Annotated in this window: 24 protein-coding genes and 1 tRNA gene; 14 read left to right on the top strand and 11 right to left on the bottom strand. The window is 71.3% G+C overall.

Annotated features, from left to right (window positions below; translation table 11 throughout):
* The first annotated feature begins 59 nt into the window (after positions 1 to 59).
* The 3 genes from OHA55_RS19305 to OHA55_RS19315 all read left to right on the top strand — a co-directional run bounded on the left by OHA55_RS19305 (position 60) and on the right by OHA55_RS19315 (position 2,897).
* Positions 60 to 1,304 carry an ROK family transcriptional regulator gene (locus tag OHA55_RS19305; RefSeq protein ID WP_266707979.1) on the top strand — a complete coding sequence of 415 codons (1,245 nt, stop codon included), beginning with the start codon at positions 60 to 62 and terminating at the stop codon, positions 1,302 to 1,304.
* Between the two features lie 47 nt (positions 1,305 to 1,351).
* Positions 1,352 to 2,269, top strand: a complete 918-nt coding sequence (locus OHA55_RS19310; protein WP_266707981.1) for a Gfo/Idh/MocA family protein — start codon at positions 1,352 to 1,354, stop codon at positions 2,267 to 2,269.
* Between the two features lie 238 nt (positions 2,270 to 2,507).
* Positions 2,508 to 2,897, top strand: a complete 390-nt coding sequence (locus OHA55_RS19315; RefSeq protein WP_266707983.1) for a hypothetical protein — start codon at positions 2,508 to 2,510, stop codon at positions 2,895 to 2,897.
* Positions 2,898 to 2,941: 44 nt separating this feature from the next.
* Here OHA55_RS19315 and pth read toward each other — a convergent pair whose 3' ends face one another.
* The 5 genes from pth to OHA55_RS19340 all read right to left on the bottom strand — a co-directional run bounded on the left by pth (position 2,942) and on the right by OHA55_RS19340 (position 7,306).
* Positions 2,942 to 3,535: an aminoacyl-tRNA hydrolase gene (gene pth, locus OHA55_RS19320; protein WP_266707985.1), complete on the bottom strand. Its 594-nt coding sequence runs from the start codon at positions 3,533 to 3,535 to the stop codon at positions 2,942 to 2,944.
* A gap of 188 nt (positions 3,536 to 3,723) precedes the next feature.
* Positions 3,724 to 4,311, bottom strand: coding sequence for a 50S ribosomal protein L25/general stress protein Ctc (locus OHA55_RS19325; RefSeq protein WP_266707987.1), 588 nt, complete (start codon positions 4,309 to 4,311; stop codon positions 3,724 to 3,726).
* A gap of 266 nt (positions 4,312 to 4,577) precedes the next feature.
* Entirely contained in the window at positions 4,578 to 5,558 is a 981-nt protein-coding gene (locus OHA55_RS19330) for a ribose-phosphate diphosphokinase (protein ID WP_266707989.1), read from the bottom strand.
* 120 nt (positions 5,559 to 5,678) lie between these two features.
* Positions 5,679 to 7,124 carry a bifunctional UDP-N-acetylglucosamine diphosphorylase/glucosamine-1-phosphate N-acetyltransferase GlmU gene (gene glmU, locus OHA55_RS19335; protein WP_266707991.1) on the bottom strand — a complete coding sequence of 482 codons (1,446 nt, stop codon included), beginning with the start codon at positions 7,122 to 7,124 and terminating at the stop codon, positions 5,679 to 5,681.
* Between the two features lie 109 nt (positions 7,125 to 7,233).
* Positions 7,234 to 7,306: transfer RNA gene (locus tag OHA55_RS19340), tRNA-Gln, on the bottom strand.
* 301 nt (positions 7,307 to 7,607) lie between these two features.
* Here OHA55_RS19340 and OHA55_RS19345 point away from each other — a divergent pair.
* Entirely contained in the window at positions 7,608 to 9,086 is a 1,479-nt protein-coding gene (locus OHA55_RS19345; RefSeq protein WP_266707993.1) for a sensor histidine kinase, read from the top strand.
* Between the two features lie 27 nt (positions 9,087 to 9,113).
* On the opposite strand, the gene OHA55_RS19350 is transcribed toward OHA55_RS19345, so the two are convergent.
* Positions 9,114 to 9,554 (bottom strand): ATP-binding protein, encoded by a 441-nt coding sequence (locus OHA55_RS19350; RefSeq protein ID WP_266707995.1) that lies wholly within the window; start codon positions 9,552 to 9,554, stop codon positions 9,114 to 9,116.
* 184 nt (positions 9,555 to 9,738) lie between these two features.
* Here OHA55_RS19350 and OHA55_RS19355 point away from each other — a divergent pair, with 184 nt between their 5' ends.
* Together OHA55_RS19355 and OHA55_RS19360 are read left to right on the top strand one after the other, a co-directional pair.
* A complete protein-coding gene (locus OHA55_RS19355) occupies positions 9,739 to 11,052 on the top strand; it encodes an XRE family transcriptional regulator (protein WP_323180429.1) in 1,314 nt (437 codons plus the stop codon).
* Positions 11,037 to 11,576 carry a GNAT family N-acetyltransferase gene (locus tag OHA55_RS19360; RefSeq protein WP_266707999.1) on the top strand — a complete coding sequence of 180 codons (540 nt, stop codon included), beginning with the start codon at positions 11,037 to 11,039 and terminating at the stop codon, positions 11,574 to 11,576. Before OHA55_RS19355 ends, OHA55_RS19360 begins: the two co-directional genes overlap by 16 nt.
* A 54-nt stretch (positions 11,577 to 11,630) precedes the next feature.
* Here the strand turns inward: OHA55_RS19360 and OHA55_RS19365 are convergent, their stop codons facing one another.
* Both OHA55_RS19365 and OHA55_RS19370 read right to left on the bottom strand, forming a co-directional pair.
* On the bottom strand, positions 11,631 to 11,864 hold the full coding sequence (locus OHA55_RS19365; protein WP_266708001.1) for a hypothetical protein: 234 nt from the start codon (positions 11,862 to 11,864) through the stop codon (positions 11,631 to 11,633).
* Positions 11,861 to 12,064, bottom strand: coding sequence for a hypothetical protein (locus OHA55_RS19370; protein ID WP_266708003.1), 204 nt, complete (start codon positions 12,062 to 12,064; stop codon positions 11,861 to 11,863). The genes OHA55_RS19365 and OHA55_RS19370 overlap by 4 nt, the downstream gene beginning before the upstream one ends.
* A gap of 169 nt (positions 12,065 to 12,233) precedes the next feature.
* Between OHA55_RS19370 and OHA55_RS19375 the strand changes: the two genes are divergently transcribed.
* Positions 12,234 to 12,788: a DUF6879 family protein gene (locus tag OHA55_RS19375; RefSeq protein WP_266708005.1), complete on the top strand. Its 555-nt coding sequence runs from the start codon at positions 12,234 to 12,236 to the stop codon at positions 12,786 to 12,788.
* 10 nt (positions 12,789 to 12,798) lie between these two features.
* Entirely contained in the window at positions 12,799 to 13,650 is an 852-nt protein-coding gene (locus OHA55_RS19380; protein WP_266708007.1) for a helix-turn-helix transcriptional regulator, read from the top strand.
* A 90-nt stretch (positions 13,651 to 13,740) separates the two neighbouring features.
* Here the strand turns inward: OHA55_RS19380 and OHA55_RS19385 are convergent, their stop codons facing one another.
* Complete coding sequence (locus OHA55_RS19385; protein WP_266710815.1) at positions 13,741 to 15,039, bottom strand: LCP family protein; 1,299 nt, start codon at positions 15,037 to 15,039, stop codon at positions 13,741 to 13,743.
* A 1,098-nt stretch (positions 15,040 to 16,137) separates the two neighbouring features.
* Between OHA55_RS19385 and OHA55_RS19390 the strand changes: the two genes are divergently transcribed.
* The 4 genes from OHA55_RS19390 to OHA55_RS19405 all read left to right on the top strand — a co-directional run bounded on the left by OHA55_RS19390 (position 16,138) and on the right by OHA55_RS19405 (position 20,717).
* The gene (locus tag OHA55_RS19390; protein WP_266708009.1) at positions 16,138 to 16,371 is read left to right on the top strand and encodes a hypothetical protein; all 234 of its coding nucleotides are present in this window, start codon (positions 16,138 to 16,140) and stop codon (positions 16,369 to 16,371) included.
* A gap of 79 nt (positions 16,372 to 16,450) precedes the next feature.
* Entirely contained in the window at positions 16,451 to 18,364 is a 1,914-nt protein-coding gene (locus OHA55_RS19395) for a tetratricopeptide repeat protein (RefSeq protein ID WP_266708011.1), read from the top strand.
* Between the two features lie 180 nt (positions 18,365 to 18,544).
* On the top strand, positions 18,545 to 19,621 hold the full coding sequence (locus OHA55_RS19400; protein ID WP_266708013.1) for an SGNH/GDSL hydrolase family protein: 1,077 nt from the start codon (positions 18,545 to 18,547) through the stop codon (positions 19,619 to 19,621).
* A 337-nt stretch (positions 19,622 to 19,958) separates the two neighbouring features.
* Positions 19,959 to 20,717 (top strand): DUF6193 family natural product biosynthesis protein, encoded by a 759-nt coding sequence (locus OHA55_RS19405; RefSeq protein WP_266708015.1) that lies wholly within the window; start codon positions 19,959 to 19,961, stop codon positions 20,715 to 20,717.
* A 72-nt stretch (positions 20,718 to 20,789) separates the two neighbouring features.
* On the opposite strand, the gene OHA55_RS19410 is transcribed toward OHA55_RS19405, so the two are convergent.
* Positions 20,790 to 21,296, bottom strand: coding sequence for an SUKH-3 domain-containing protein (locus OHA55_RS19410; RefSeq protein ID WP_266708017.1), 507 nt, complete (start codon positions 21,294 to 21,296; stop codon positions 20,790 to 20,792).
* A gap of 10 nt (positions 21,297 to 21,306) precedes the next feature.
* A complete protein-coding gene (locus OHA55_RS19415) occupies positions 21,307 to 21,831 on the bottom strand; it encodes a YwqJ-related putative deaminase (protein WP_266708020.1) in 525 nt (174 codons plus the stop codon).
* Between the two features lie 235 nt (positions 21,832 to 22,066).
* Here OHA55_RS19415 and OHA55_RS19420 point away from each other — a divergent pair, with 235 nt between their 5' ends.
* Together OHA55_RS19420 and OHA55_RS19425 are read left to right on the top strand one after the other, a co-directional pair.
* The gene (locus OHA55_RS19420) at positions 22,067 to 23,044 is read left to right on the top strand and encodes an HNH endonuclease (RefSeq protein ID WP_266708022.1); all 978 of its coding nucleotides are present in this window, start codon (positions 22,067 to 22,069) and stop codon (positions 23,042 to 23,044) included.
* A gap of 5 nt (positions 23,045 to 23,049) precedes the next feature.
* A complete protein-coding gene (locus OHA55_RS19425) occupies positions 23,050 to 25,491 on the top strand; it encodes an SUKH-4 family immunity protein (RefSeq protein WP_266708024.1) in 2,442 nt (813 codons plus the stop codon).
* The last annotated feature ends 194 nt before the right edge of the window (positions 25,492 to 25,685 follow it).

Raw genomic sequence — 25,685 nt, forward strand, 5'->3', positions numbered from 1 at the left:
GAGGCGCGGCCGCACGGCCGGCCCGCGGGGGCACGAGAGACGGGACGAGGACGACCACGATGGCAGGAAACCAGGCGAGCGCGGGACATCTGCTGCGGCTCATCCGCAGCGGTGAGGCCACCACGCGCGGCGAGCTCCAACAGGCCACCGGACTCTCCCGGTCCACCGTCGGCCACCGCCTCGACCAGCTCTTCGGGGCCGGCTGGCTGCGCGGCGCGACCGGTACGTCCACCGGCGGACGCCCTTCCTCCCGGCTGGAGTTCGACCCCACGCACGCCGTGGTGCTCGTCGCCGACCTGGAGACCCGGCACGGCCGCGCGGCCGTCGCCGACCTGTCCGGGAAGGTCCTCGCCGAGCGGACCGGGACCCTGGTCATCGCCGACGGCCCCGACGCCGTCCTCGACCGGCTCGCCCGCTGGTTCGGGCCGCTCCTGGAGGAAGCCGGCTCCGCACCGGACCGGGTCTGCGGCGTCGGCCTCTCCGTCCCCGGGCCCGTCGACTGGGAGAGCGCCCAGGTGGTCCAGCCGCCGATCATGCCCGGCTGGGACCGCTTCCCCGTGCGCGAGCGGATGCGCGCCGCGCTCGCCGAACACTTCGGTCCCGACGCCTTCGGCCCGGCCGCTTCCGGGGCGAAGGCCGCCGGTACCGGGGCGCTGCCCGTCTACGTCGACAACGACGCCAACCTCATGGCGCTGGCCGAACAGCGCGAGAACTACGCCGACTGCGGCGCGTTCGTCCTGGTCAAGGCGTCCACCGGCATCGGCGCGGGCATGGTCGTCGGCGGCGAGATGTACCGGGGCATCGACGGCGGCGCCGGCGACATCGGCCACATCCGCCTGCACGACCGGCTCGACGCGCTCTGCATGTGCGGGTCCTACGGCTGCCTCGCCGCCGTGGCCAGCGGCCGGGCCATCGCCGAACAGCTCACCGCCGCCGGGGTCCCCACCGCCTCCGGCTCCGACGTGCGCCGCCACCTCGCCGCCGGACAGCCGGACGCCCTCCGGCTCGCCCGCGCCGCCGGACAGCGCGTCGGCGAGGTGCTCGTCACCGTGGTCACCCTCCTCAACCCGGGTGTCCTGATGCTCGGCGGCGACCTCGCGAGCACCCCGTTCCTCACCGGCGTACGCGAACTCCTCTACCAGCGGGCCATGCCCCGCACCACCGCCAACCTCCAGGTGGTCAGCACCTCGCTCGGCGACCGTGCCGCCCTCGCGGGGGCCGCCGTCATGGTGGTCGAGCGCCTCTACGACCCCGACCGTGCCGACGCCCGCCTCGCCGCGCTCGCCGCCGACGCGGCCCGCTGACCCGGACCCGCACGCCCCCCGCCGTACCCACCCCGATGGAGAGCACCATGTCCCAGCACCCCACCACCGGCACCCCGTCCGACGCCTGGCCGCACCCGCCGGTCCGCGTCGGCCTGGTCGGGGCGGGGCCATGGGCCCGCACCATGCACGCCCGGATGCTGGCCGCCGGACCCGAGACCACGCTGAGCGGCGTCTGGGCCAGGCGCCCCGAGGCCGCCGCCGAGGTCGCGGACGCCTACGGCACGACGGCCGCCGGCTCCTTCGAGGAACTGCTCGACGGCTGCGACGCGGTCGCCTTCGCCGTACCGCCCGCGGTACAGGCGGAGCTCGCCGTGCACGCGGCGAAGGCCGGCAAGGCCCTGCTGCTGGAGAAGCCGCTCGGCGCCGACCTGGCCGCCGCCCGCGCGGTCGCCGACGCGGTCGCCGAACACGCGGTCGTCTCCCAGCTCGTCCTCACCAAGCGCTACCACCCGACGACCCGCGCCTTCCTCGCCGAAGCGGCCGGACGCGAGTTCACCGGAGCCCGTTCCTGCTACCTCCACGGAGCCTTTCTCGGCGGCGAGTTCGCCACCTCCTGGCGGCTGGAACACGGCGCGCTGCTCGACCTCGGCCCGCACCTGCTCGACCTGCTCGACAGCGCCGTCGCACCCATCGTCTCCGTACGCGGGACGGGCGACCCCCGCCGCTGGATCGAGCTGACCTGCGAGCACGAGAACGGCGCGGTCAGCCAGGCGTCCCTGTCCGGGAGCGTCCGGCTGGACCGTGCCCGTACCCGAATCGAACTCTTCGGCACCGGTGAGGAGTTGGTCTACGACACCGCCGGAATCGACCACGAGGAGTGCTGGCCGGTGCTCCGCCGCGAGTTCGCCGGTGCCGTGCGCACCGGAGTCGGAACCGGCATCGACGCCGCGCGTGGGCTGCGCATCCAGCAACTCCTCGACCAGGCACGCCCGGACGCCGCCTGACGGCCCCGCGAAGGCGGCTCTCCCGCACCAGGCCGATTTTCGACGCCCCGGGCCGCCGGTCCGCGGCACGGTGCGGACCGGCGGCCCGGACGACCGCGGTGGCCGTCTCCGGCCGCACGCGGAAGGGAAGTTGCCGGAGGCGGGCAGTGGCCGGCCGGATTTCCTGCCGAGCGATGCCGTACACCTCCGGCGATCGACTTCCTATGTTCGGGAAGGGACTTCGGGGGGTGTCACGCTCATGCTTTCTCATCTGACCACCGGTGCGTGGTGGACCATCGCGACCTTCGTCACCGTCGTCTACCTGGCCGCGATGCACTGGACCATGCCGACGCCCAAGGCCCGTCGGCGCATGTTCCTCGCTCCGGCGGCCGGCTGGATCTTTCTGCTGCCCCAGGCCGTGATCAAGGGCTATTCCGTTCCGGAGACCCTGTACGTCTACAGCACCGTGCTGGTGACGTTCGTCGTCGCGCTGACCCCGGTGGCGAAGCGGGTCGGGGCCGACATCGCGGAGCAGGAGCGGAACCCCTGGCGCAAGGTGCCGCTCAACACCTTCTCGCTGTACTGGTGTCTCGGGGCGCTCGCGGTGTGCGGGACGGCGGCGATCTGCTTCTGGCCGTCCTCCGGGTAGGGCGGCCGGACCGTCCCCGGCCGGCCCCATGCCCCTTCGGCCGCTCAGGAGTTGTACGTCCCCTGGGCCCGCTCTAGCCCGTCCGCGAGCAGGGACTCGACCGCGTCCGCCGCCCGGTCCACCAGGTAGGCGAGCTCCTTGCGTTCGGTGGAGGAGAAGTCCTTCAGCACGAAGTCCGCGACCTGCATCCGGCCCGGCGGGCGGCCGATGCCGAAGCGCACCCGGTGGTACTCGGGACCCATCACCTTCGTCATCGACTTCAGGCCGTTGTGCCCGTTGTCGCCGCCGCCCAGCTTCAGCCGCAGCGCGCCGAAGTCGATGTCCAACTCGTCGTGGATCGCGACGACATGGTCGGTCGGCACCTTGTAGAAGTCGCGCAGCGCCGTCACCGGGCCGCCCGACAGGTTCATGTACGACTGCGGCTTCGCCAGGATCACCCGCCGGTTCGCCGGTCCGGGCGGGCCGATGCGGCCCTCCAGTACCTGCGCCTGCGCCTTCTGCGCACGCTTGAACTTCCCGCCGATCCGTTCCGCCAGCAGGTCGGCGACCATGAAGCCGACGTTGTGCCGGTTCGCGGTGTACTCGGGGCCGGGGTTGCCGAGGCCCACGATGAGCCAGGGGTCGGTGACGTCGGACATCTGCGCGCTGTCTCCTCGGATGCGGGCCGGGCGGGAAAGGCGGCCGGAGGGCGTGGTCACGGGGCCGGTACGGGCTGTACCGGGCTGTAGGGGCCTGGAGAGTGCCCCGCACAGGCCGACGGGGCGGCGGACTCCCCGGAAGGGAGGCCGCCGCCCCGTCAGTCAAGCAGGTCGGACGAGGGCGAGGCTCAGGCCTCGGTGCTCTCGGCCTCGGCGTCGGCGGCCGGCTCCTCGGCCTGCGCGGCGACGACCTGGAGCACGATGGCGTCCTCGTCACCGGAGAGCACGGAGCCCTTCGGCAGCGTGATGTCCTTGGCGAGGATCGAGTCACCCGCGGACAGGCCGGCGACGGAGACCGTCACGGACTCGGGGATGTGGGTGGCCTCGGCCTCGACGCTCAGGGTGTTCTGGACGAACTCCAGCAGGAAGGCGCCCGGGGCCAGGTCGCCCTCGGTCTCGACGGCGATCTCGACGTTGACCTTCTCGCCGCGCTTGACGGTCAGCAGGTCGACGTGCTCGATGTTGCCCTTGAGGGCGTTGCGCTGCACGGCCTTCGGGATGACGAGCGCGTTCTTGCCGTCGATCTCCAGGCCGATCAGGACGTTCGGCGTGCGGAGCGCGAGCTGGAGCTCGTGGGCCGGCAGGTTGATGTGCACGGCCTCGGCGCCGTGGCCGTAGACGACCGCGGGAACCAGGTTGGCGCGACGGGCGCGGCGGGCGGCACCCTTGCCGAACTCGGAACGGGCTTCGACGGCGAGGTTGATCTGGTCGGCCATGGCTGCACTCCTCGTGAGGTGACGAAAGACGGACTGGTCACCCGGCCACGACTTGATGGCCTGCTACGAAGAGCGCGTCGATAACGGACCGCCGTACATGAGTACGGCCTCCCTCGCCGAGCAACTCCGTGAGTCTACCCGGCGGGGAGGCCGTCCCCCAAGTGGATCATTTCCGCCCGCACCGGCGCCCCGCTGACCTGCGGGTTACTCGTGCAACGTGGCGGAACGGTGTGCGGCGGTCGGACCGCTCGCACGGGTGGCGACGGTCAGTGCTCGTCGCTCTCGAACAGGCTGGTGACCGAACCGTCCTCGAAGACCTCGCGCACCGCGCGCGCGATCGTCGGGGCGATGGAGAGCACCGTGATCTTGTCGAGCTCCAGCTCGCCCGGGGTCGGCAGGGTGTCCGTGAAGACGAACTCGCTGACCTTGGAGTTCTTCAGGCGGTCCGCGGCCGGGCCGGAGAGGACACCGTGGGTGGCCGTCACTATGACGTCCTCGGCGCCGTGCGCGAACAGGGCGTCGGCGGCGGCGCAGATCGTGCCACCGGTGTCGATCATGTCGTCGACCAGGACACAGACCCGGCCCTGGACGTTGCCGACGACCTCGTGGACGCTGACCTGGTTCGGGACGTCCTTGTCGCGGCGCTTGTGCACGATCGCCAGCGGGGCGTCCAGGCGGTCGCACCAGCGGTCGGCGACCCGTACGCGGCCGGCGTCCGGGGAGACGATCGTCAGCTTCGAGCGGTCGACCTTGGCACCGACGTAGTCGGCGAGGATCGGCAGCGCGAACAGGTGGTCGACCGGGCCGTCGAAGAAGCCCTGGATCTGGTCGGTGTGCAGGTCGACGGTGAGGATGCGGTCCGCACCCGCCGTCTTCATCAGGTCCGCGACCAGACGGGCCGAGATCGGCTCGCGACCGCGGTGCTTCTTGTCCTGGCGGGCGTAACCGTAGAACGGCACGATCACCGTCACCGAACGTGCCGAGGCGCGCTTCAGCGCGTCCAGCATGATCAGCTGCTCCATGATCCACTTGTTGATCGGAGCCGTGTGGCTCTGGATCAGGAAGCAGTCGGCGCCGCGGGCGGACTCCTGGAAGCGGACGTAGATCTCACCGTTGGCGAAATCGAAGGCCTTCGTCGGCACGAGACCGACACCCAACTGGTGTGCGACCTCCTCGGCCAGCTCGGGGTGGGCGCGGCCGGAGAAGAGCATCAGTTTCTTCTCGCCGGTCGTCTTGATCCCGGTCACAGCACAGTCTCCTCAGACGTGTTTCTGACCGTTGCACGCATCTGTCCCGTTGTGCAACGTGCCAGCCGAAATGGGTGAGCATCTATCACGGTACGCCGACTCCGGCGCACGTGTTTCCGGTCAGCTTTCGCCGTCGGAATCCTGCGTGGCGGCCAAGGCGGCCTGAGCGGCGGCGCTTCCGGGCCGCTTGCGCGCGACCCAGCCCTCGATATTCCGCTGCTGGCCCCGGGCTACGGCCAGCGAGCCTGCCGGTACATCCTTGGTGATGACCGAGCCCGCGGCGGTGTAAACCCCGTCCCCGACCGTGACCGGTGCCACAAACATATTGTCCGAGCCGGTGCGGCAGTGCGAGCCGATCGTGGTGTGGTGCTTGTTCACCCCGTCGTAGTTCACGAACACGCTGGCAGCGCCGATGTTGCTGTGGTCGCCGATGGTCGCGTCGCCGACGTAACTCAGGTGCGGGACCTTGGTCCCCTCGCCGATCGTGGCGTTCTTCATCTCGACGTACGTGCCGGCCTTCGCCTTCGCGCCGAGCTTCGTGCCCGGCCGCAGGTAGGCGTACGGGCCCACGGTGGCGCCGGGGCCGATCTCGGCACTGTCGGAGACCGTGTTGTCCACCCGGGCGCCCTCGTGGACGACGGTGTCCTTCAGCCGGGAGTTCGGGCCGACCTCGGCGTCCTCGGCGACGTGGGTGTTCCCGAGCAGCTGCGTACCGGGGTGCACCACCGCGTCCTGGCCGAAGGTGACCGTCACGTCGACCAGCGTCGACGCCGGGTCCACGATCGTCACGCCGTCCAGCATGGCCTGCTCCAACAGCCGCTGGTTCAGCAGGCGGCGGGCCTCGGCGAGCTGCACCCGGTTGTTGATGCCGAGGATCTCCCGGTGGTCCTTCGCGACCGAGGCGCCGACCCGGTGACCCGCCTCGCGCACGATCGACAGCACGTCGGTGAGGTACTCCTCGCCCTGGCTGTTGTCCGAGCGCAGCTTGGAGAGCGCGTCCACGAGGAGTCGGCCGTCGAAGGCGAAGACTCCGGAGTTGATCTCCCGGATCGCGTGCTGGGCCGGGCTCGCGTCCTTGTGCTCGACGATCGCGGTGACCGCGCCGCTGACCGGGTCGCGCACGATCCGGCCGTACCCGGTGGAGTCCGGCACCTCGGCGGTGAGCACGGTGACGGCGTTGCCGTCCGTGGCGTGGGTGACGGCGAGCGCGCCGAGCGTCTCGCCGGAGAGCAGTGGGGTGTCGCCGCAGACGACGATCACGGTGCCCTCGACCCCGCCGAGCTCCTGGAGCCCGATGCGGGTGGCGTGACCGGTGCCGTTCTGCTCGGCCTGGAAGGCGGTGCGCACACTCGCGGCGGTCGCTTCGAGGTGCGCGACGACCTGCTCACCGGCGTGCCCGACCACCACGACGAGCTGCTCGGGGCCGAGTTCGCGGGCGGCGGCGACGACGTGCCCGACGAGCGAGCGCCCGGCGACCTCGTGGAGGACCTTGGGCGTCTTCGACTTCATGCGGGTGCCTCCACCCGCTGCGAGGACGACGACTGCTGCGGGGCTGCTGGCGCTCACGGATGTGCCCTTCGGCTTTCGGGTGCGGTCACCCGCAGGATACCGGGGGTGCACGTGCCGGAAACGGGCGCGGGCCCCGACCGGTGAGGTCGGGGCCCGCGTCGAAGAGCTCCCCCATCAGGATTTGAACCTGAACAGACGGTACCAAAAACCGCAGTGCTGCCTGATTACACCATGGGGGATCAATTCCAACTGAAACGGACATTGTGTCAGTCCGTCGGATCGGCACCCAACACTATGCCGTACCAAGCCCCTTCCGCGCGACGACGGAACCCGGTTTTCTTGATCATGCACGGGGGCGGACCGATCGGCGGATGGCGTCCGTCACGTGTGCGCGCTCGCAGGGGATGCGCGCCGCCGCAGGTGTCCGCGCGATGAAGCCCCTGTTCCGGGGATTGCCCGCAGTTCCGCCCCCGTTCGAACACGCGTCGTGCTCCCGCAGTCACCCGAAAATGGGATGCGGGCGCCCGTAGGGTGGATGGCATGACCGCAACGGGGGCAGACCGGGAGGCGGCGGGAATGACCACCCGCGGCTACTGGTGGTGGGAACGGCGGCGTGGTGTCGCCCTGGACGTGGGACTGGCGCTGGTCTCGGCGCTGGAGTGCGGGCTGGAGGGCATCCAGTTCGCAGGGGAGGCCCGGCTGCCGGTACCGGTCGGCGTGCTCTTCGGGCTGCTGGCCGGATCGGTCCTGGTGCTGCGGCGCCGGTGGCCCATCGTCGTGGTGCTGGTGTCGATCGCGACGACGCCCGCCGAGGTCGGCTTCCTCATGGGCCTCGTCAGCCTCTACTCGCTCGCCGCCTCCGACGTACCGCGCAGGATCACCGTCGTCCTGACCGGGATGTCGCTGGTCGGCAGCTTCATCGTGACGTACCTGCGGCTGAGCCGGAACCTCGTCGACCAGGCGTCCTCCGCCGCCGTGCCGGGGGACTGGTACGCCCCCGTCGTCTCCCTCTTCATGGCACTGGGCCTGACCGCGCCCCCGCTCCTCTTCGGCCTCTACATCGGCGCCCGCCGACGGCTGATGGAGAGCCTGCGCGAACGGGCCGACTCGCTGGAGCGTGAGCTGTCGCTGCTCGCGGACCGGGCCGAGGAGCGTGCCGAGTGGGCGCGTACGGAGGAGCGGACCCGGATCGCCCGGGAGATGCACGACGTGGTCGCGCACCGGGTGAGCCTGATGGTGGTGCACGCGGCGGCGCTCCAGGCCATCGCGCCGAAGGACCCCGCGAAGGCGGTACGCAACGCCGCGCTCGTCGGGGACATGGGGCGCCAGGCGCTGACCGAACTGCGCGAGATGCTGGGCGTGCTGCGCAGCGGGGACGCGCTGGTCGCGCCGCGTACGGGGACGGGCTCGGGGCCGGGCGGGGGCAGGCAGCCGCTGGCCTCCGTGGGCCGGGCCGCCGCTGCCGCGGCCGCCGCGGCCTCGGCGCCGGAGGACGGGCCGCGCCTCGGTGAGCTGGAGGCGCTGGTCGCCCAGTCGCGCCAGGCGGGCATGACCGTGGAGCTGTCGGTGGACGGCGAGCCGCGCCCCTACGCCCCGCAGGTCGAGCAGACCGCGTACCGGGTGGTGCAGGAGGCGCTGACCAATGTGCACAAGCACGCGGCCGGCGCGAAGACCTGGGTACGGCTCGCGCACCGCGAGGCGGAGGTCGCGATGCAGGTGGAGAACGGCCCGTCCGACGCGGCCGTCGCCGACGCCCACCTGCCGAGCGGCGGCAACGGACTCGTCGGGATGCGGGAGCGGGTGACCGGCCTCGGCGGTGTCTTCGTCTCCGGCCCGACCGACGCGGGCGGCTTCCGGGTGTCGGCGGTGCTGCCCGACGCCTCGGCGGCTCCGGAGGGCGCGGCCGTTCCGGAGGTCGTGGTGGTGCCCGAGGTGGAGTCGGTACCGATCGAGGTGGTGGTGCCGGGCCAGGCCGGCGCCCGGAAGCCGGCGGGCGAGCGGGAGCCCGGGGCGCGGTAGCCGGCCGTCCGGCACTCTGCGCGCAGGTCATCCCCGGCGGTGCTCCCGCCGGTCCGCGTCGAGGGCCAGCTCCGCCCACACCTGCTTGCCCCAGCGGTACGCCTCGGTGCCCCAGCGGTCGCTGAGCGCGTCGATCAGCACCATCCCGCGGCCCCGGGTCTCCTCGCCGTCGAGATCCCTCCGCGGTACGGGGGCGCGGCGCGAGCGGTCGACCACGCCGAGACGGACGCGGCCGTCGTCGGGGCGGGTGACGAGGACGCGGATCGACGCCAGACGGCCGTGCACGGCGGCGTTGGAGACCAGCTCCGTGATCACGAGGGTGGCGTCCTCGGTCAGCGCCTCCATGCCCCAGGCGGCCAGCGCGGTCCGGACGAGGCGGCGGGCGCCGGCCGCGCTCCGGGGTTCGCGCGGCATGGTCTCGGAGTAGCCGGGGTGCCCGGTGGGGCGTGGCGTTGTGGTCACAGTCATCGGGACCTCTGTGGGTACGGGCTCGGTCCGGGGGTGTTCGGACGTCGGCGGCCTCGGTCCAGTGAACGCGCCCGCGCGCGGCCCGAGGAGGAAGAATCCGCCCGTACCGCGTCCCGGGGTACCGGAAATTTCGCTCGAACCGCTCACCTTCCGGGGTTCCGTCATTACCGTGGGTGGAGTGCAGGTGAACGAGCGCCTGAGCGGCGCGATGCGGGAGGGCGGGTTCACCCAGGCGGAGTTGGCCGACTCGGTGAACGCGCGTTTGATCGCACTGGGGCACGACGGCACGGTCAGTGACAGAACGATCCGCAACTGGTTGACCGGCAGGACGAGTTGGCCACACCCTCGGCAACGCGAGGCCCTGGAAGCAGTCTTCGGCTGCGGGGCCGCGGAGCTCGGGTTCCGCCCGCCGGCCGGAAGAAGTGGTCCGGCCGAGGCATCGGAGTCTCCCGTGAATCGCAGGCGTTTTCTCACCGCGGCGGCCACGGCCGCCGCCGTCACCGCCACCGCCACCGCGGCGGCCACCGGCGCGTCCGCCGCCGCTGCCCCCTTCGCCGGGGCGTCCCCTTTCGCCGGGGCTCAGCCCCGGGTCGGTACGTCCGACGTGCTGCGCCTGCGCAGTGGACTGGACACCCTGACCGCGCTGGACGACTTCCGGGGAGGCCACACGGACCTGGAGGGGGCGGCGCTGGCCGGGGCGGCCGAGGCGCTGGAGAAGCAGCGGCTCGGGGCCACCGGGCGCGTCCGGCTCCGGCTCTTCTCGGTGGCCGCCGAGTACACCGCCACGGCCGCCTGGAGCGCGCTGGACGCCAGGCGCGACAACCGCGCGCACGCCCTGCTGGGGAAGGCCCTGTACCTGGCGGGGATGGGGCAGGACCCGGTGACGGAGCTGCGGGTCTGGAATTCGTACGCCATGCTCGCGCGGCAGCGCGGGGAGTACCGCGAGGCGCTCGACTCCGGCCTCGCGGCCCAGTCGGCGGGGGTCACGAAGCGGGATCCGCTGTTCGCCTCGCTGGCCCATGCCCGTACCGCAGTCGGGTACGCCTACCTCGGCGAGCGGCAGTCCGCCCTGCGGTCCCTCGGGTACGCGGGCGAGTCCCTGGCCAGGGCGGGGGCGGAGCCGCGGGTGCGCTGGATGGCCTTCTACGGGCCGGCCGAGCTGACCGCCATCACCGCGGTCGTCCTCGACCTGACCGGCGACCACGCCGGGGCGGAAGCCGCTTCCCACCGGGCCGTGGCCGCGATCCCTGGGCAGTTCCGCAGGAACAGGGCGCTGGCGACCGCCCGTCTCGCCCTGGCCCAGCTCCACCAGCGTGACATCGATCAGGCGTGCGCCACCGCGTCCACGGTCTTCGCGCTCATGGCGGGATCGCCCATCCCCGGGCGGATGCGCTCGCTCCTCGGCGAGTTCCGCCGGGACGTGATCGCTCTTGCGCCGGACGCGGCCGTCGGTCGACAGTGGGCCGACCGTTACCGGTCCGAATGGAGTCGAGCGTGAACGCTTTCCGGCCGGAGGTCCGTCACTTCACCCATGAGGACCTCCCCGAGATCCGTCAGGTGCTGCTCGACGTCCACCGGGACGCTTACGCGGACGTCATGGACGACGAGTTCAACCGGCGCTTCCCCTGGTTCGTGGACCACTGGGCCGGCCGCCCCGGTTTCGCCTGCGTGATCGCCTTCGACGGCGACGATCCGGTGGCCTTCGCGTACGGGGCTCCGGCGAGCCCGGGCAAGGAATGGTGGCGCGAACACATCGACCCGACGGCCGGGCGCGAACGCACCTTCTCCTACTCCGAGTTGGCCGTGGTGACGAAGTTCCGGAAGACGGGCACGGCGGAACTGGTGACCCGGACCCTGCTCGGCAGCCGCGCCGAGGACCTCGCCGTCCTCCTGGTCGACACCGGACACCCGCGCGTCCAGGCCCTGTACGAGTCCTGGGGCTTCCGGAAGGTCGGACAGCAGCAACCCTTCCCGGATTCCCCGGTGTTCGCCGTCATGCTGGCCGAACTGCCTTTGGGGTGACTGCTGAAAAAAGGAGGAGAGAGTGGCTCTGAGCCGCGGCGCGAACGGTTGCAGTCAGCGCCGGACGGGGCGCACGCGCTCAAGGGGCACGTCCCACTCCAGGCCGCCGGCCTCGGGGCGCATGAACGCTTGACGCCTGATCACTCGTCCGCCTTCCTTGGAGTGCTCCTCGATCACGCCGAGCAGATGGCCCGTGCGTTCCGAAACGGTGTCCTGGACCAAGGTGCCCGCCGGGAAAGGCAGCTTTCCGTGGCGCAAGGTCGTCGGTGTTCTCTGATTCTCGGTCATTCCCGGACTCCTCGCCGAAGTGCCTCAGCCAGGTGGAAGGCCACCTCGGCGCGCACGCGGCCCAGTTCGACGAGCCCCAGTGCCGGGGACGCCGGATCCACACCCAGCGAGGGGAGGACGATGCCGGCTTCGGAGGTCGCTGCCCTCAAGGATTCCGCCGCCGCGAAGGGGTCGGATTCCCGCGGTTCTGTGATTGCCATGAACGCAACGCTAGAAGTACGGGGTCGGCATGCGGTACGCCGATTTCTTGAGTTTGCTCGACAACCAACACGCATTGCCGCTGTTTTCTCCCGCACCACCCCCGATCCGGTGGTGGAGGCCCGAAGGTCCGGCCATGCTGTTGATCAAACCCCTGGAAGGAGAGCCTCCATGGTTCGACAGTTGCGCTTCACCGGGACGGACAGCAAGGTCGACGGTTGCCCGGCACTCCACACGGACAGGAACACCGGCGAGATCATCGTGCAGGGGGTTCCCGTCACCGACCCTGGTGATCTCGCACAGCTCCAGCACTTCGGGCCTGGCGAGGCGGCAGTGGCCGTACCGCGTGAGCTGCTGGTGAACTGGGGGCCGAAGCAGACCGATGCGGGCAAGACGGTCGGCCGTGTGCGTATCGCCGATGCTCCGCCCACTACCGAGCAGCGATTCCTGCTCGACTACGCCCGGCACAATGCCGCTGCGGGCGAGGACATTCGCTACCTGTGGCGGGACGATGCCGACCGGATGGCGCTGCCTGCCGAGGACTTCTGGATCTTCGACTCGCGCATGGTGGCTCTCCTTCACTTCGACGACCAGGACAACCTGCTCCACTTCGAGCTGATCACCGAGCCGGCGGAGGTCGTACGGTACGCCAGGGTGCGCGACGCGGCGATGCACCATGCCGTCCCGTTCGACCGGTTCGCCGCGCAGGTGGCCACGACCGAATAGCGCGAGGCGGGTGAGCACCGACTATCAGCAGGCACGGACAGCGCTGGGCGCACGCCTCCGCGAGCTGCGTTTCTCGTGCCCCGGTGGACGGCTCACCGGTCAGCAGCTGGCACAGCGGCTCGGCTGGCAAGGGTCCAAGGTCAGTAAGCTGGAGAACGGCAGGCAGACGGCGACACCCGAGGATCTTCGGGCGTGGGCCGACGCGACGGATCAGCCGGACACGTACGCCGAACTGGTCTCGCGGCTGGCCGGGTTCGAGTCCCATATCCGTTCGTGGCGAAGGGCCCTCGCGAACGGCTTCAAGCCGCTGCACGAGGGACTGAGCGCCGAGATCGAGCGCAGCTCGGACATGTGGATCTGGGAAGAGTCGGTCGTGCCCGGGATGGTGCAGACTCCCGAATACGCGCGTCATGTCATCCAACGCTATGCGGCCCTGCTGGGTGGGGCGGGAGGTGTTGAGGACGCCGTGCGCTCCAGGGCTCAGCGGCAGGAGTGGCTGTACCGGCCTGGTCGCACGTTGCATGTGCTGATGTGGGAAGCGGCGTTGCGGTCGCTGATCTGTCCGCCCTCCGTGTTGGCCGCCCAGCTCGACCGACTTGTCGGTGTGATCGGCATGGACACGGTCGAGCTGGGCGTCGTCCCGTTCGCGGCGTCCGTGAAGATCGTGCCCGCCAACGGTTTCTGGGTACTCGATGACCGGTTGGTCGTCGCGGAGGACTGGCACGCCGAGATGTGGTTGGACGACGCGGACAACGTCGCTCTGTACGCGAAGGTCTGGCGGACCTTGCGCGAGTCGGCGGTGTACGGGGCCGATGCCCACCATGTCATCAATGCGGCCAGGCGTGCTCTGCGACCACGGTGACGCGGTAGTGGCCCGAGAGTTCCCTGTGTGGAGCCGCCCAGGCGCGCGAGGCGCGCTCTTGACGCGCGCGTCCTTGCTGTGGCCGGCGCGTCAGCCGGTGAGGGCCGGGAGGTCGGGGCCGATGGTCAGGGTGATGCCCGCAGGGGCGTCCGGTGCGGCGGGGGCCGGGGTGAGGCCGGGAAGCCGTCCCGCGAGGGCCCTGGCCCCGTCGGCCTGGTCCGGGGTGTAGGTGAGGGTGGTCTTGCCGACGTGGGCGGGGGCATTGCCGGTGGCGGCGATCTGGAAGCCGAGTGCCTGGAGCGATTCGGCGACCTCCATGGCCTTGCCCCGGGTGCCGGTGCCGTTGAGGACCGTGACGCGGACCGTGCCGGCCGGTGCGGGAAGTTCGGCGACGGACTTCTTGAGGGCGTCCGTGGTCGTCTCGCGGTCGTCGTTCATGGCCGTGAACAGGTCGTGGGCGGCGGGCTGCTGCCAGGTCACGTTCGCCTTGTCCGTCGGTATGTCGCGCTCGCGCGGGTAGTTGGGGACGGTCAGGAAGGAGATCCGGTCGGCCGGTATGCCCTTGAGCCTGCTGGCCAGGCTGTAGAGGGGCTTGATGCCGGCGAAGTCCTGGTCGGCTGTCAGCGACTTGGTGGCGGAGTCGAGGAAGCCGTAGAGCGCGGTGGGGTTGTACAGCTTGGACTTGGCGCGGGCGGCCAGCGACTGCATGAACTCCTGCTGCCGGCCGATGCGGCCTATGTCGGTGCCGTCGCCGATGCTGTAGCGGGCGCGTACGTAACCGAGGGCCTTGTCGTCCCGGACGAGCTGGCAGCCGGCCTTCAGGTCGAGGTGGGCCTTGGTGTCGTGGATGGCCTCCTTCGGACAGACCTCCACACCGCCCAGCGCGTTGACCATTCCCTTGAAGCCGCGGAAGTCGGCGATCAGGAAGTGGTCGATGCGCACGTGGGTGTTGGCTTCGACGGTCTTGATGGTGCAGGCGGCGGCCTTGACCTTGTCGCCGGTGGAGCCGCCGATGGCGTACGCCTCGTTGATCTTGAAGTGGTGGGGCTTGGAGGCGGGGCCCTCGCCGCTCGCGCAGGACGGGATCTGCACCCAGGAGTCACGGGGGAAGGAGACGACCGAGGCCCACTTCCCGTCCCCTCCGGTGTGCAGCAGCATCAGGGTGTCGGACTGCATGGTGGTGAGGTTCTTGCCGTAGGAATCGCCGAGCCCTTCCCTGCTGTCCGAGCCGATGACGAGGATGTTCTCGCCCCCGGCCGCCGCCTCGGGCCGGTCGCCGCCCAGGGAGTCGTCCACGTCGGCGCCATCGATGTTGCCGCTGAGGTGGGTGTACACCCAGCCGCCGGTGCCGGCCGTGCCCAGGATGAGGACGGACGCGGCAATCGCGATCCACCGTCCGACATGCCGGCGGGGCCGGCGCCGGCTCTGCCTTCCGGAGGACGCCGGTGTGCTGTTCGCCCTGCGTTGTCCTGACACGACATGCTCCTTCGCTGTTCGCGCGGTACTCCCCGCACGCATGGAGAACGGTCCGGGTTACTGAAGGCTGTTCCTCGGCCGTGGGTGGGACGGGGAAGCGGGTGCGGAGGCTACTCCGCCGGCTGCGAAGACGAACGGGATCGCGGAACCGTTCCACCGTTCCCGCGCCGGCCGGGTCGCGGTCCCCTTTTGCCCGGTCTGCCGGCAGGCCGCGTTCACCCGCGTATGTTCTGGTACGCCCGTTGTGCGAGAGATGGCGTCGTGCCAAGGGTGCAAACGCCGCCCGGCATGCGACCGCCCATACGCGAGGGAGAGGCGCCGGTCGGGCATTGGTCATATCCCGGAGAGCCCTCGTATACGGAATGCCTTGGTTCATTTCCGGGTGGATCTTCGGGAAAGCGTGGCGCGACCCGAATTGAATGATCGAAAGTCAAGATCTTTCTTTTCCCGGCGGGGAGTTCCGGCGATCAATGGTCAAGGTCGTTGTTCTCTCGGGAGATCGATAGTAATGATCAGTGGCCGAGGTCGCGCCGCACCGGACAGGTGGCGCCGAGGTGGATCGGCCTGCCTCTCCGGCATCGGCTGAGCAGGTGAAATGGGGGTGGGGTGGGGCCGGTGGCGCGGGTTCCTCCGGTCCGGACCATTCCCGGGAATGGTCAATTCCGGTGCGGCGAAGTGGTGAATGATCAACGCTCGAACGATCGACTGAGGAAGGTTTGCGATCTTACGCCTTTCGGCCACATTCCCTCTTTCTGGCCCCAATCCGGCGCTCCGGCGGCCGGTCCGGCTCCCCGGTGACGCTTATGCGTCCATCAGGGAATATCGGCGGAGGTGGGGGTGTCGGTCTCGCGGGTGACGCGCCGGAGTACTCGTACATGTTCAGGCCAACGGCTGGACGGGCAATTCGTTTCGGCATGCCCCGCAGTTTGTTGATTCGGGCGCTGGGTAATTCTCGAATCGATGAATCGGGGCGCTCCGTTCTGATTCCTGATCCTTTTCGAAAGGGATTCCATGAACATTTCCAAGTCACCTGCCGTGGCCGGGGTCATCGGGGTATCGCTCGCCGGCGCCGTGGGGGCCGTGGTCGCCGCCACTGCCGTGCCCGGCGCTGCTGCGGCGGCGCCACAGACGGCGACGGTCGTGTCGGCCGGGCACGCGTCCCACACCGACGCCAACGCCCTGGCCGTGGAGGTTCCCGGGCAGGCCGACCCGGCGGCGACCGCCACCGTGCTCTGCGCCATCTGAGACTCCGGAGCGCCGACGACTTTCGACGTGGTGCGGGCCCCGCCGTGGGCCCGCACCACGCCGTACACAGGAGGTAACCTTGCCCGCCACCCGAACGGTCAGTGTCGACTGTCATGCCTTCAAGCGCTATCCGTACGTGGGTTGTAACGACCTGATGAGCCAACTGTTTCCCGAGGTCGGCCGGGATCGTCCCGACCTCGTACGGGAGTTTGTCCGCAGCCTGGTGACCGTGGCGCCGGACACCCGCGCGGGCGTGCTGGAGCTCCACCCCGATCTGGTCGACATCCTGGGGGAGCCGGGCACGATCCCGTTCGGCCCGGGGCAGCGGGAAGAAGGGCTGTATCCCCTCGGCCGCACCACATGGCTGTCGCACGGAGTGGTCAGCCTGATTCTGCGCTGGCGGTCCGAGCTGGCCGATGCCCCGGTGCTGACGCTGTCCTTCACCGACGTGGCGATGGCGGATCCCCTGCAAGCGGAGTTCCTGGAGATCCTGGCGCGGCGAGCGGATCCGAACGTCCTTCGCGTCGTACGGGACGACGAAGACGGTCTTGAGGAATCCGGCCCTCGGCAGAGCGCGGTGCGGCTGTCGCCGGAGGGACACCGTCTTCGCGCCGCGGAGTTGATGGCCCAGGGCCGCCGCTCACTTGATCTCAGTGCGGTTCTTCACCACTTGGAGCGCAGCGACGCATCCTCCGAGGTGATATTCGAGGCATTCAGTGGCGCGGCCGAGCACTATCTGGCGATGGGATTCTACGAAGCGTCGCTGCACACCGCACGCATTGCCGCCCGGTACGCTCCGGCCGAAGATCCTGTCGCGATGCGCACGGTGTGTTCGGTGACCGTCCACTCGCTGATGCGGCTCGGACGTCTCGATGAAGCGGAGGAGTTCTGTGCCGCTCAACTGGCCGCTGTTTCAGACCCGATCACGGCGATGTCCTGCAGTTACGCACGAGGGATCATCCATGCCCGGCTGCGACCCCGGAATCAGCGGGATCTGGTGAAGGCCGAGCAATTCCTGGAATGCGCCCTGGAGTACGTGGACAGTGCGCCCCAGGGGCCCAGCGAGATCGGAAACCGCATCTTCCTGGACAAGAATTTCAGGGCGTTGCTGGCGGTGCGCGCCGGGCGTACGGATGAGGCGCTGCGGCTGGGCCTGGAGGGACTGGACGATATTCAGCGTCTGTGTCCTGATCGCCGTCAGGCCGAGAGCCCCGTTTTCTACCAGAACGTAGCCAAGGTCTACATCGCGCTGAAGAGGCCTGACCTCGCCGTAGCGTGCTACACCGAGGCCATCGCCCTGGAGCCGTTCAGCGCGGGGATACACGCGGAGCGCGGCGATGCCCACCGTGCGGCCGGCGACCACCATGCCGCCCTGGCGGACTATCGCCTGGCCCTGCGGGCCGGTCCGCCCAGCCCGGAGATGCACTTCAATGCCGGGCTCGGCTCCGCCACCGTGGGGGACGTGGAGCAGGCGCTTCGCGAATACGGCCACGCCTTGGAGCTGGATGCCGCGTTCGTCCCCGCCAGGCTGAACCGGGCGGGGCTGCACTATCGGGCCGGCCGGCTGGACGAGGCTGCACGAGATGTCCGGGCCGGTCTGCGCGCCCAGCCCCGCCACCCGGATCTGCTGTGTCTGCGGGGGCTGATGAAGCTGGCGTCGGGTGACCCGGAGGCAGCCTTCGCCGACTTCTCCGAGGTGCTCACGCACCATCCCTCGCACCCGGTCGCGTTGAAGAATCGCAGTAGTGCGCTGTGGGCGATGGGAAATCTGACCGACGCTCTCCACGACGCCGACCGGTTCCTGGCCGTACGGGCCGACGACGCCGCCGGGTACCTCAACCGGGGATATCTGCACCAGTGCAGCGGTTCGTGGCGCGAGGCACTCGCCGACTATCAGAAGGCGGCTCGCTACGGTGATGTCGATCGCGTCCAGCTGACCCAACGACGCTCGGCTTGTATAAGCGGCCTTGTCGATGAGTACTCCCGCGGGTAGGACTCCTCTCCACGTCCCTCGGCACCGGGTGGTCCGACAGGGCGGGCCGATCACGGATGCGGAAGCGGTCGCGGCAGCGCCTCCGGCCCGCTCTTGAGGCCGCGTTGACGTTGGGTATCCGTGTGGCGGCGCAGCGTAATATCCGGGAGTTCGTGTCCTCGTCCCCCGGAAGGAACTCGCGTGCGCAAGACCGCTGCCGCCGCGCTCGTCGTGCTCGGGCTGTGGGTGACGGCCGCCGCCCCGGCCGCATCGCCCGTCGTCGCCCCGGCCGCATTGCCCGTCGTCGTACCCGCATCGCCCGTCGTCGCCCCGGCCGCATTGCCCGTCGTCGTACCCGCCGCGGCTCCGGTGGAGACCGTGTTCATCGGCGACTCCTCCACGGCCAACTTCGGCATCGCACCCACCCGAGGCCCCGCCGAGTGTCTGCGGTCCGCGGAGAACTACCCGGTGAAGGTCGTCGAGCGGCTCGCTTCGGCCGGAGTCCGGCTCGACGTACGGGCGGACGTGTCCTGCGGCGGTGCCCGGATCCGGGACGTGTGGGAGGCGCAGAGCTTCTCGCCGTCCGGTGCCGCGGGCGTGGCGCCGCAGGAGTCCGCCGTGGGGCCGGACACCGGGCTGGTGGTCGGCAGCCTCGGCGGCAACACCGCCGGCGTCGCGAGCATCCTCAAGCAGTGCTCCCAACGGCTCAGGGGGGACGAGGGGTTGCTGATGCCGGCCGATCCGGTCGACGCGTCCTCGCCGCCCTCGGAGTGCGCCGCGTTCTTCGGGAACGGGCGCGCGGGGCAGGAGTGGCTCGCAGCGCGCATGGCGGCCGTCCGGCAGGACCTGGGCAGGATGTTCGACCGGATCGGGGCGCAGGCTCCCAACGCCCGTGTGGTGCTGGTCGGTTACCCGCGGCTCGTGCCTGCCGACACCGCGCGTTGCCTCGCGGAGGTTCCGGGCGGGTCGGAGAAGCCGTTCGCGGACATCGGGCAGGACGCCCTGGAGTTCCTGGATGCCGGAGTGCAGCGGCCCCTCGATGCCCTCATGAGGGAGGCGGCCGAGGAGGCGGGGGCGACCTACGTCGACCTCTACGCCTCGACCGGCTCCACCACCGGTTGCGACGGTGCCCGGCGCGGCATCGGCGCCCTTCTGGAGGGCTCCGAGGTGCGCTTCGGGGATCGTGAACTGCCCTGGTACGTCCACCCGAACCGCACCGGTCGCGACCTCCAGGCAGCGGGAGTCGCCGAGGCGATCGAGGGGCTGCTCGGCACGTAGCGCCGGCTCGTCCCAAGGCGGGGTGCGAGAGAAGGTGCGGCGGTCGGGCCTTCCTGCGTCGATCCGGGGGATCGACGATCCCCCGGCGGCTGATGGTGGGTGGGGACGAACTCGCCACCTGATCGCCATGGATAGAGACTCCTTGCGCGCAGTTCTGCTCATTTCGTTCTTGGTTCGGTGGCTTTTCGGCTCTCCCCGCAAGGGAATGCGTACCGAGCGGATGATTCTGTCCGCGCCATCGAAATCGACGGACCCTGTCTTGCCGGATTTCTTTCGCGAGGTGTGTGATTCGGCGGACGCCGGCGCGGCGGTCGGCCGTTCTGCCAGACTCGGTCGGATGACTGAGCGACTCCCCGTCGACGCACCGGCCGAAGCCTCCCACCCCCTGCACAGGTACGCGGCCCTCTATCCCGACGTGGTGAGGGCGGGGTCCCTGCGGAACGCGCTCCAGGCGGCGGCCGATCGGGCCCGCTGCGGGCTCTGGTGCGGGCTGACGTCGTCGCCGGGCTGGCGTTACGTGGCCGCGGAGGTGAGGGCCGACGGCCGTACAGCGACCGCCCTGCTCGTCGAGGCCGCCGAACGCACCTTCGTGGTCGACTGCTGGGCCCACGGCATCCGCATGGCGTCGGGCGGTACGCACGACTTGGCGGAGGCCGCCGGTGCGATGCGTTCCTGGCACCGAGGGGCCAAGGTGCGCGAACTCGTCGCACGGTGGGCCTTCTTGGAGACCTGGGAACTGGCCGAAGCCCATGAGCGGGGCGAGGCCGTGCCGGCCCGGTGGCGGATGATGCGCGAGCACGCCGAGAGCGGGCAGTCCAGGCGCAGGCACGGGGCCGACTGGAAGGACCTCGTCGAGGCCGCCTTCGCGCAGCCGCGGCTGCGCGTCCTGTCGCCGGGGTCGTCCGTGGGCGGGCTCACCTTCAGCCGTCGGGTCACGCCGCCCATCTGCGTGGACCTCCCGAGGACCTGGCCGCTCGGCGAGGGGCGCTTCAAGGTGAGGTTCGCCGACGGCCGGGTGTACCAGGTGGACAGTGCGGCGGCGGCCGTCTCGGCGATCCTGGGCGGCCTGCCCGACGACGCCGTCCCGCGTCCGTAGCACCGCGGCGTGGTCCGGGCCCCCGCCTGTGGTCCGTAGGGCGGCGGCGTGGTCCGGGCCTCCCGCCCCCCCTCAGCCCGACGTCAGCCGGGTCGGCTGGACGCCGGTGAGGAGGGTGTTGAGGGCGCGCTCGATGTCCGGGCCGAGGAACCAGTCGCCGGTGTGGTCGACGCTGTAGACGCGTCCCTCGCTGTCCATGGCGAGGACCGCCTGTCCCTCGCCCTCGTGGCCCAGCGGGCTGATCTCGGTGGCCAGGGCCCGGCCGAGGTCGCCGAGGGTGCGGGCGAGGTGGAGGCCGCTGAGCGGGTCGATCCGTACGGAGACGGGGGCGATCTGCCGACCGGGGCCGGGGGCGAGGATGTCCAGGTTGCCGAACTCCGCCCAGGCTTCGACCGCCGCCGGGAACACCGCGTGTTCGTGGCCCGCCGGGGAGGCGTGGGCGCGCAGCGCGTCGGCCCACTCCTCGGCCTGCCGGATGATCCAGCGGCCGGGCTCCCAGCCCGCGGCGCGCAGGGCCTTCTCCACGACAGGGGTGAAGCGGTTGGCCGTGCCGGTGGGGTGCTGGTTCGGATCGTGCATCGGGATGCCGTCAGCCCTTCTCGGCCGCGGTGGCCGCGCCGTTGGCGGTGAGGTCGACGGGGCGTACGCCGAAGTGGGCGAGCATCACCGAGCAGGAGCGGCAGGGCGCCGCGTAGCTGCCGTGCCGGGGGTCGCCGTCCTCGCGGATGTGCCGGGCGGTGAGCCGGCCGTGCTTGAGCGCGCGCCGGGCCTCGCCGCTGGTGAGGGGCTTGCGCTGGGCGCGCTTGGAGCGGGTTCCCTCGGCCGCGGTGAGCTGCCGGGAGAGGAGTATCGCCTCGGGGCAGCGGCCCGTGAAGCGTTCGCGCTGGCTGGTGGGCAGGGTGTCGAGGAAGTCCTGCACGAGGTGGTGCAGGACGGGTGGCTGGTCCCCTTTGCCCGCGGTGCAGGTGAGTGTCTCCCCGCGCAGGGACAGCGCGGCGGCCACGGCCGGCAGGATGCCGTCGCGGCGGTGGTGCAGCCTGGGGGTGCGGCTGGAGTCGGTGGTGCTCCAGCTGAGACGCGGGTCCCCGGAAGTGACTGTCTGTACGTCGTGCATGGTGTCGATTTCCTCCCGTGCAATCCCCCGAGTTGCGGGGGACAGCCTGCCAAATGTGTCGGACGGTGGGGAAGCTGGGGCGGTATTGGGTGCAGCGTGTCGCCCAAAGCGGCCCAACCGTCGCTCTTCCGTCACCTGGGTGTGACGGTAGGTGACGGCCGCGGAGGGGCGGTCCCCCCTGTTGCGCCACCGCATAGGCTGTGCGGAACACTGGACGCAGCAGGGGGCAACCGCCATGACGACAGGTCGGCTCGGGCAGCAAGCCGCGCCACCGAACGCGGCCTACGCCGGGCAGGTCGTGCACTTCCCGGACCCGGTCCGGGCGTCGCGCCACCCGAGGGGTGTACGGATCGACGCGAACGGTCATCCGGACTTCTCCCCTTACGCGCGCGCTGCCGCGGAGATCGCCGAGCCGCCGGAGGGTTTCGGCATCGACGAACTCCGGCTCACGGACTACGTGTCGGCCAACGCCGCGCTGGCGGCGACCGGTCACGAGCTGTGGGACACGATCCCGGCGGTGGCGACCCCGCACGGCTGGACCTGGCACCACGTGTCGGGCAGCCGGCGGATGGAACTCGTACCGGTCGACGTGAAGCCGCTGTTGCGCCACCACGCCGGTCTGTCGACGACGTCGGTGGACCACGAGCGGCGCGGCACGCGGCCGTTGCAGGGCACCCGGCCCGCGCACTTCCGGCTGCCGAAGGGTGCCGTCGCGGTGTCCGAGACGCAGATCCTGGGCGCCGAGGAGGACTTGGGTTACCGGCTGCCGGGCGCGTACCGCTCGTTCCTGAAGGCGGCGGGCGGTTCGGCCCCGGTGGGTACCGCGCTCGATCCCGAGCTGGGGCTGCTGGTGGACCAGCCGTTCTTCACGGTGCGCGAGGAGGCGGCGGTCAACGACCTCGTCTACGTCAACAAGTGCCTGCGGGACCACTTCACCAAGGACTTCCTGGGCGTCGCGTTCGTCCAGGGCGGTCTGCTGGCGGTGAAGGTGAAGGGCAGTGGCATCGGTTCGGTCTGGTTCTGCGCGTACGACGACGCGCGCGACCGGAACGAGATGACGGTGCAGGAGCGTTCCGACCGGCTGCTGGTGCAGTGCGGCGCGGACTTCGACGCGTTCCTCCAGCGCCTCGCGGGCAGCCCGCAGGAGCTGGAGACGGTGGCGAACCTGATGGTGGACGGCGGCTTCGCGCGCGCCGTCCCGGTGGAGGGCTGAGCGCGATGGTGACGTTCGCACAGGCGCAGGAGCACGCCGACGAGTGGGTCAACGGTGACGTGCCCGCCTACCAGCACCGGGAGGTGCGGGTCCGCGAGTTCGAGCTGGGCTTCGTGGCGTGGGCGGAGGACCGCCCGGAGGGCCCCGTCTCGGACGGCGGCCGTCAGCGGCTGGTCATCGCCCGCGACACCGGCGAGGCCACGCTGTGGCCGGGACTGCCGGTGGGCGAGGTGATACGGCGTTACGAGGAGGAGTACGGCTCCCCGGCGGACGCGGTGCCCGCCCCCCAGGCGCCCGCGCGCATCGACCTGAACCAGACGTCCTTCCTGCTGACGCCGCCGGAGTGGCTCCAGGAAGCGGCCGACAAGCTGGGCATTCCGGACGGCAGGCGTGAGCCCTCCGACGCGGCCCCCGACGGTGCCGGTGGTGCCGGTGGCTCCGGGGCTGCCGGTGGTTCCGGGGCGGTGCCCGCGCAGGCGGGCGGGCCGGGTGCCGTGCACGACGCGGTGCCGGTGGCGCCCCCTGTTCCTCCCGCGCCCGCCCCTGTTCCTCCCGCGCCTGCCGTTGTTCCTCCCGTGCCCGCCGCGCCTTCGGTGCCGTACTCCGCGCCCTCCGCCGCGACCTCCCAGGGGCAGGATTCGGGCGCGACGCCGTGGCCCGCCCGGCCGGAGCCCGAGGACCACGAGCCGACCGCGTCGGACGGGGTGCCCGCGACGGGTTCCCCGGACTCCGCGCCCGTGCCGGACGGCGCCACCCCGTGGGCCGGTACGGACACCAACCGCGACCCGGACGGTGCGGCGGTCCCGCTGCCCGCCACCGTGTTCGCCCCGCCGCTCTCGGGCGCCGACGACGACAGCGCGCCCGCGCCGGTCGTTCCCGCCGACGCCCCGACCGCGCTGATGCAGCCCAGGCGGGTGCCGGGTACCCCTCCGGGGGCCGAGGACATCGCGAACGCGGCGACCAGCAAGGCCGTCGCCCCGCCGCGCGCCCCGCGCCCCGCCGCCGGTTCGGTACCGCCCCCGCCGGGCGTCCCTGGCGTCCCGGGCGCCCGCCCCGGCGTGCCCGCACCGCCCTCGGGTCCGGGAGCGCCCGGAGTGCCCGCCGCCGGTTACGTACCGACGCAGCTGGCTCCTGCGGTCGGCCCGGGCGCCCCGAGGGTCCCCGCCCCGCCCGGTCCGCCAGGCCCGCCCAGTGCTCCTGGGGTGCCTGGTGCTCCCGGTGTGCCTCAGCCGCCTGCCCCGCCCGGTCCGCCCACCCCGCCCGGGGTTCCTGCGCCTCCCGGTCCGCCCGGTCCGCCCGCACCTCCCGGGCCGCGAAGCGACGTGCACCACGCCGAGACGGTGTTCGCCGCGCCTCCGGTCGGTGCCCCGGTCGGCCCTCCCGGCCCGCCGCCCGGTGTCCCCGGGGCGCCCGGGCCCGGTGCCGTACCACCGCCGCCGCCCGCGTACGGCTATCCGCAGCAGCCCGCACAGCCGCCGACCGTGGGTCCCGGCTACCAGGCGGTGCTGCGCTACCGCGCGCCCGACGGCAGTGAGCAGCAGCTCATCCGCCGCTCGGCGCCGGGCACCCCGCACCCGGAATGGCAGATGCTCTACGAGCTGCGGAGCATGAACGTGCCGCCGCAGCAGGTCATCGAGCTCCACACCGAGCTGGAGTCCTGCGAGCTGCCCGGTGGCTACTGCGCGCGGATGATCCGCGAGATGTGGCCGCAGGTACGCATCACCAGCGTCGCCCCGTACGGCACCGACCACGCGAGCCGTCAGCAGGGCATGCGGCACCTCCTCACCCATCAGGGTGAGCTGCACCAGGTGGCGGACGGCCCCGCGCGGCCCGCCCCGGTGCGGGCGCCGCTGCCGCCGGTGCGGCCCGCGCCGCCGGTCGGGCCGGAAGGGGTGGCCGAGGAGTTGCTCCAGGCGTTCGGGCCGCAGGGCGTGCTCCGCTTCGACGAGCGGGCCGTGTCCCGGCAGGGCGTACCGGAGACCGTGGGCCGGACCCTGGTCTGGGCGGGACTGCCCGCCGATTTCGGGCCGTTCTTCTGGGCCCAGCCCGGTCAGCCGGTGATACCGACCCTCGCCGAGCTGGCCACGCAGCGCCAGGTGCGGCCCGCGCCGGACGCGGGGGCGTACCTCGTGATGGGTACGGACTTCGGCCGGGCGATCTGCGTCCAGTACGGCACGGCGAACATCGTCGCCGTGCCCGTGGAGGCCGGTCCGGACGGGCAGTCGGTGCTGCCGCAGTTCGTGAACACGGGCCTGCCGGAGTTCGTCCGGTCCATGGCGCTGCTGGGGCGGATGTGGCGGCTGCGGTACGGGCTGAACCCGGAGCAGGCCGGCCGCTGGACCGTCGATTTCCAGGCGCAGCTGGCCGCTCTGGACCCGGCGGCGCTGGCGTCGCCGGAGAGCTGGTGGTCGGTGCTGCTGGAGCAGATGTGGGACGGCTTGATCTGATCCGTCCGCCGTGCGCGGTCACCGGATCAGGTGGTCACCGGGACGCCCGCCCCTGTCGAACTCTCCGTTCGAAGGGGTGGGCGTCTTCGCGTGTCCGGCCCGGTCCGGCCGGGTATCCCTTGGAGTGTTTGCGGTGGGCGTTCGCGGACGCCGCCGGGCTGTGACGCCGGTCGCTTCCGTCCGGAAAGCGGCTG

It is taken from the genome of Streptomyces sp. NBC_00102 (assembly GCF_026343115.1).
Classification (GTDB): domain Bacteria; phylum Actinomycetota; class Actinomycetes; order Streptomycetales; family Streptomycetaceae; genus Streptomyces.

Bases quoted from the DNA above. Each gene is read 5' to 3' on its own strand.
- OHA55_RS19370 (WP_266708003.1), bottom strand. From the start codon at position 12,064: ATGGCAATCACAGAACCGCGGGAATCCGACCCCTTCGCGGCGGCGGAA.
- OHA55_RS19415 (WP_266708020.1), bottom strand. From the start codon at position 21,831: ATGCACGACGTACAGACAGTCACTTCCGGGGACCCGCGTCTCAGCTGG.
- pth (WP_266707985.1), bottom strand. From the start codon at position 3,535: ATGTCCGACGTCACCGACCCCTGGCTCATCGTGGGCCTCGGCAACCCC.
- OHA55_RS19410 (WP_266708017.1), bottom strand. From the start codon at position 21,296: ATGCACGATCCGAACCAGCACCCCACCGGCACGGCCAACCGCTTCACC.
- OHA55_RS19425 (WP_266708024.1), top strand. From the start codon at position 23,050: ATGGTGACGTTCGCACAGGCGCAGGAGCACGCCGACGAGTGGGTCAAC.
- OHA55_RS19345 (WP_266707993.1), top strand. From the start codon at position 7,608: ATGACCGCAACGGGGGCAGACCGGGAGGCGGCGGGAATGACCACCCGC.
- OHA55_RS19325 (WP_266707987.1), bottom strand. From the start codon at position 4,311: ATGGCCGACCAGATCAACCTCGCCGTCGAAGCCCGTTCCGAGTTCGGC.
- OHA55_RS19310 (WP_266707981.1), top strand. From the start codon at position 1,352: ATGTCCCAGCACCCCACCACCGGCACCCCGTCCGACGCCTGGCCGCAC.
- OHA55_RS19390 (WP_266708009.1), top strand. From the start codon at position 16,138: ATGAACATTTCCAAGTCACCTGCCGTGGCCGGGGTCATCGGGGTATCG.
- OHA55_RS19315 (WP_266707983.1), top strand. From the start codon at position 2,508: ATGCTTTCTCATCTGACCACCGGTGCGTGGTGGACCATCGCGACCTTC.
- OHA55_RS19375 (WP_266708005.1), top strand. From the start codon at position 12,234: ATGGTTCGACAGTTGCGCTTCACCGGGACGGACAGCAAGGTCGACGGT.
- OHA55_RS19360 (WP_266707999.1), top strand. From the start codon at position 11,037: ATGGAGTCGAGCGTGAACGCTTTCCGGCCGGAGGTCCGTCACTTCACC.
- OHA55_RS19365 (WP_266708001.1), bottom strand. From the start codon at position 11,864: ATGACCGAGAATCAGAGAACACCGACGACCTTGCGCCACGGAAAGCTG.
- OHA55_RS19420 (WP_266708022.1), top strand. From the start codon at position 22,067: ATGACGACAGGTCGGCTCGGGCAGCAAGCCGCGCCACCGAACGCGGCC.
- OHA55_RS19350 (WP_266707995.1), bottom strand. From the start codon at position 9,554: ATGACTGTGACCACAACGCCACGCCCCACCGGGCACCCCGGCTACTCC.
- OHA55_RS19405 (WP_266708015.1), top strand. From the start codon at position 19,959: ATGACTGAGCGACTCCCCGTCGACGCACCGGCCGAAGCCTCCCACCCC.
- OHA55_RS19305 (WP_266707979.1), top strand. From the start codon at position 60: ATGGCAGGAAACCAGGCGAGCGCGGGACATCTGCTGCGGCTCATCCGC.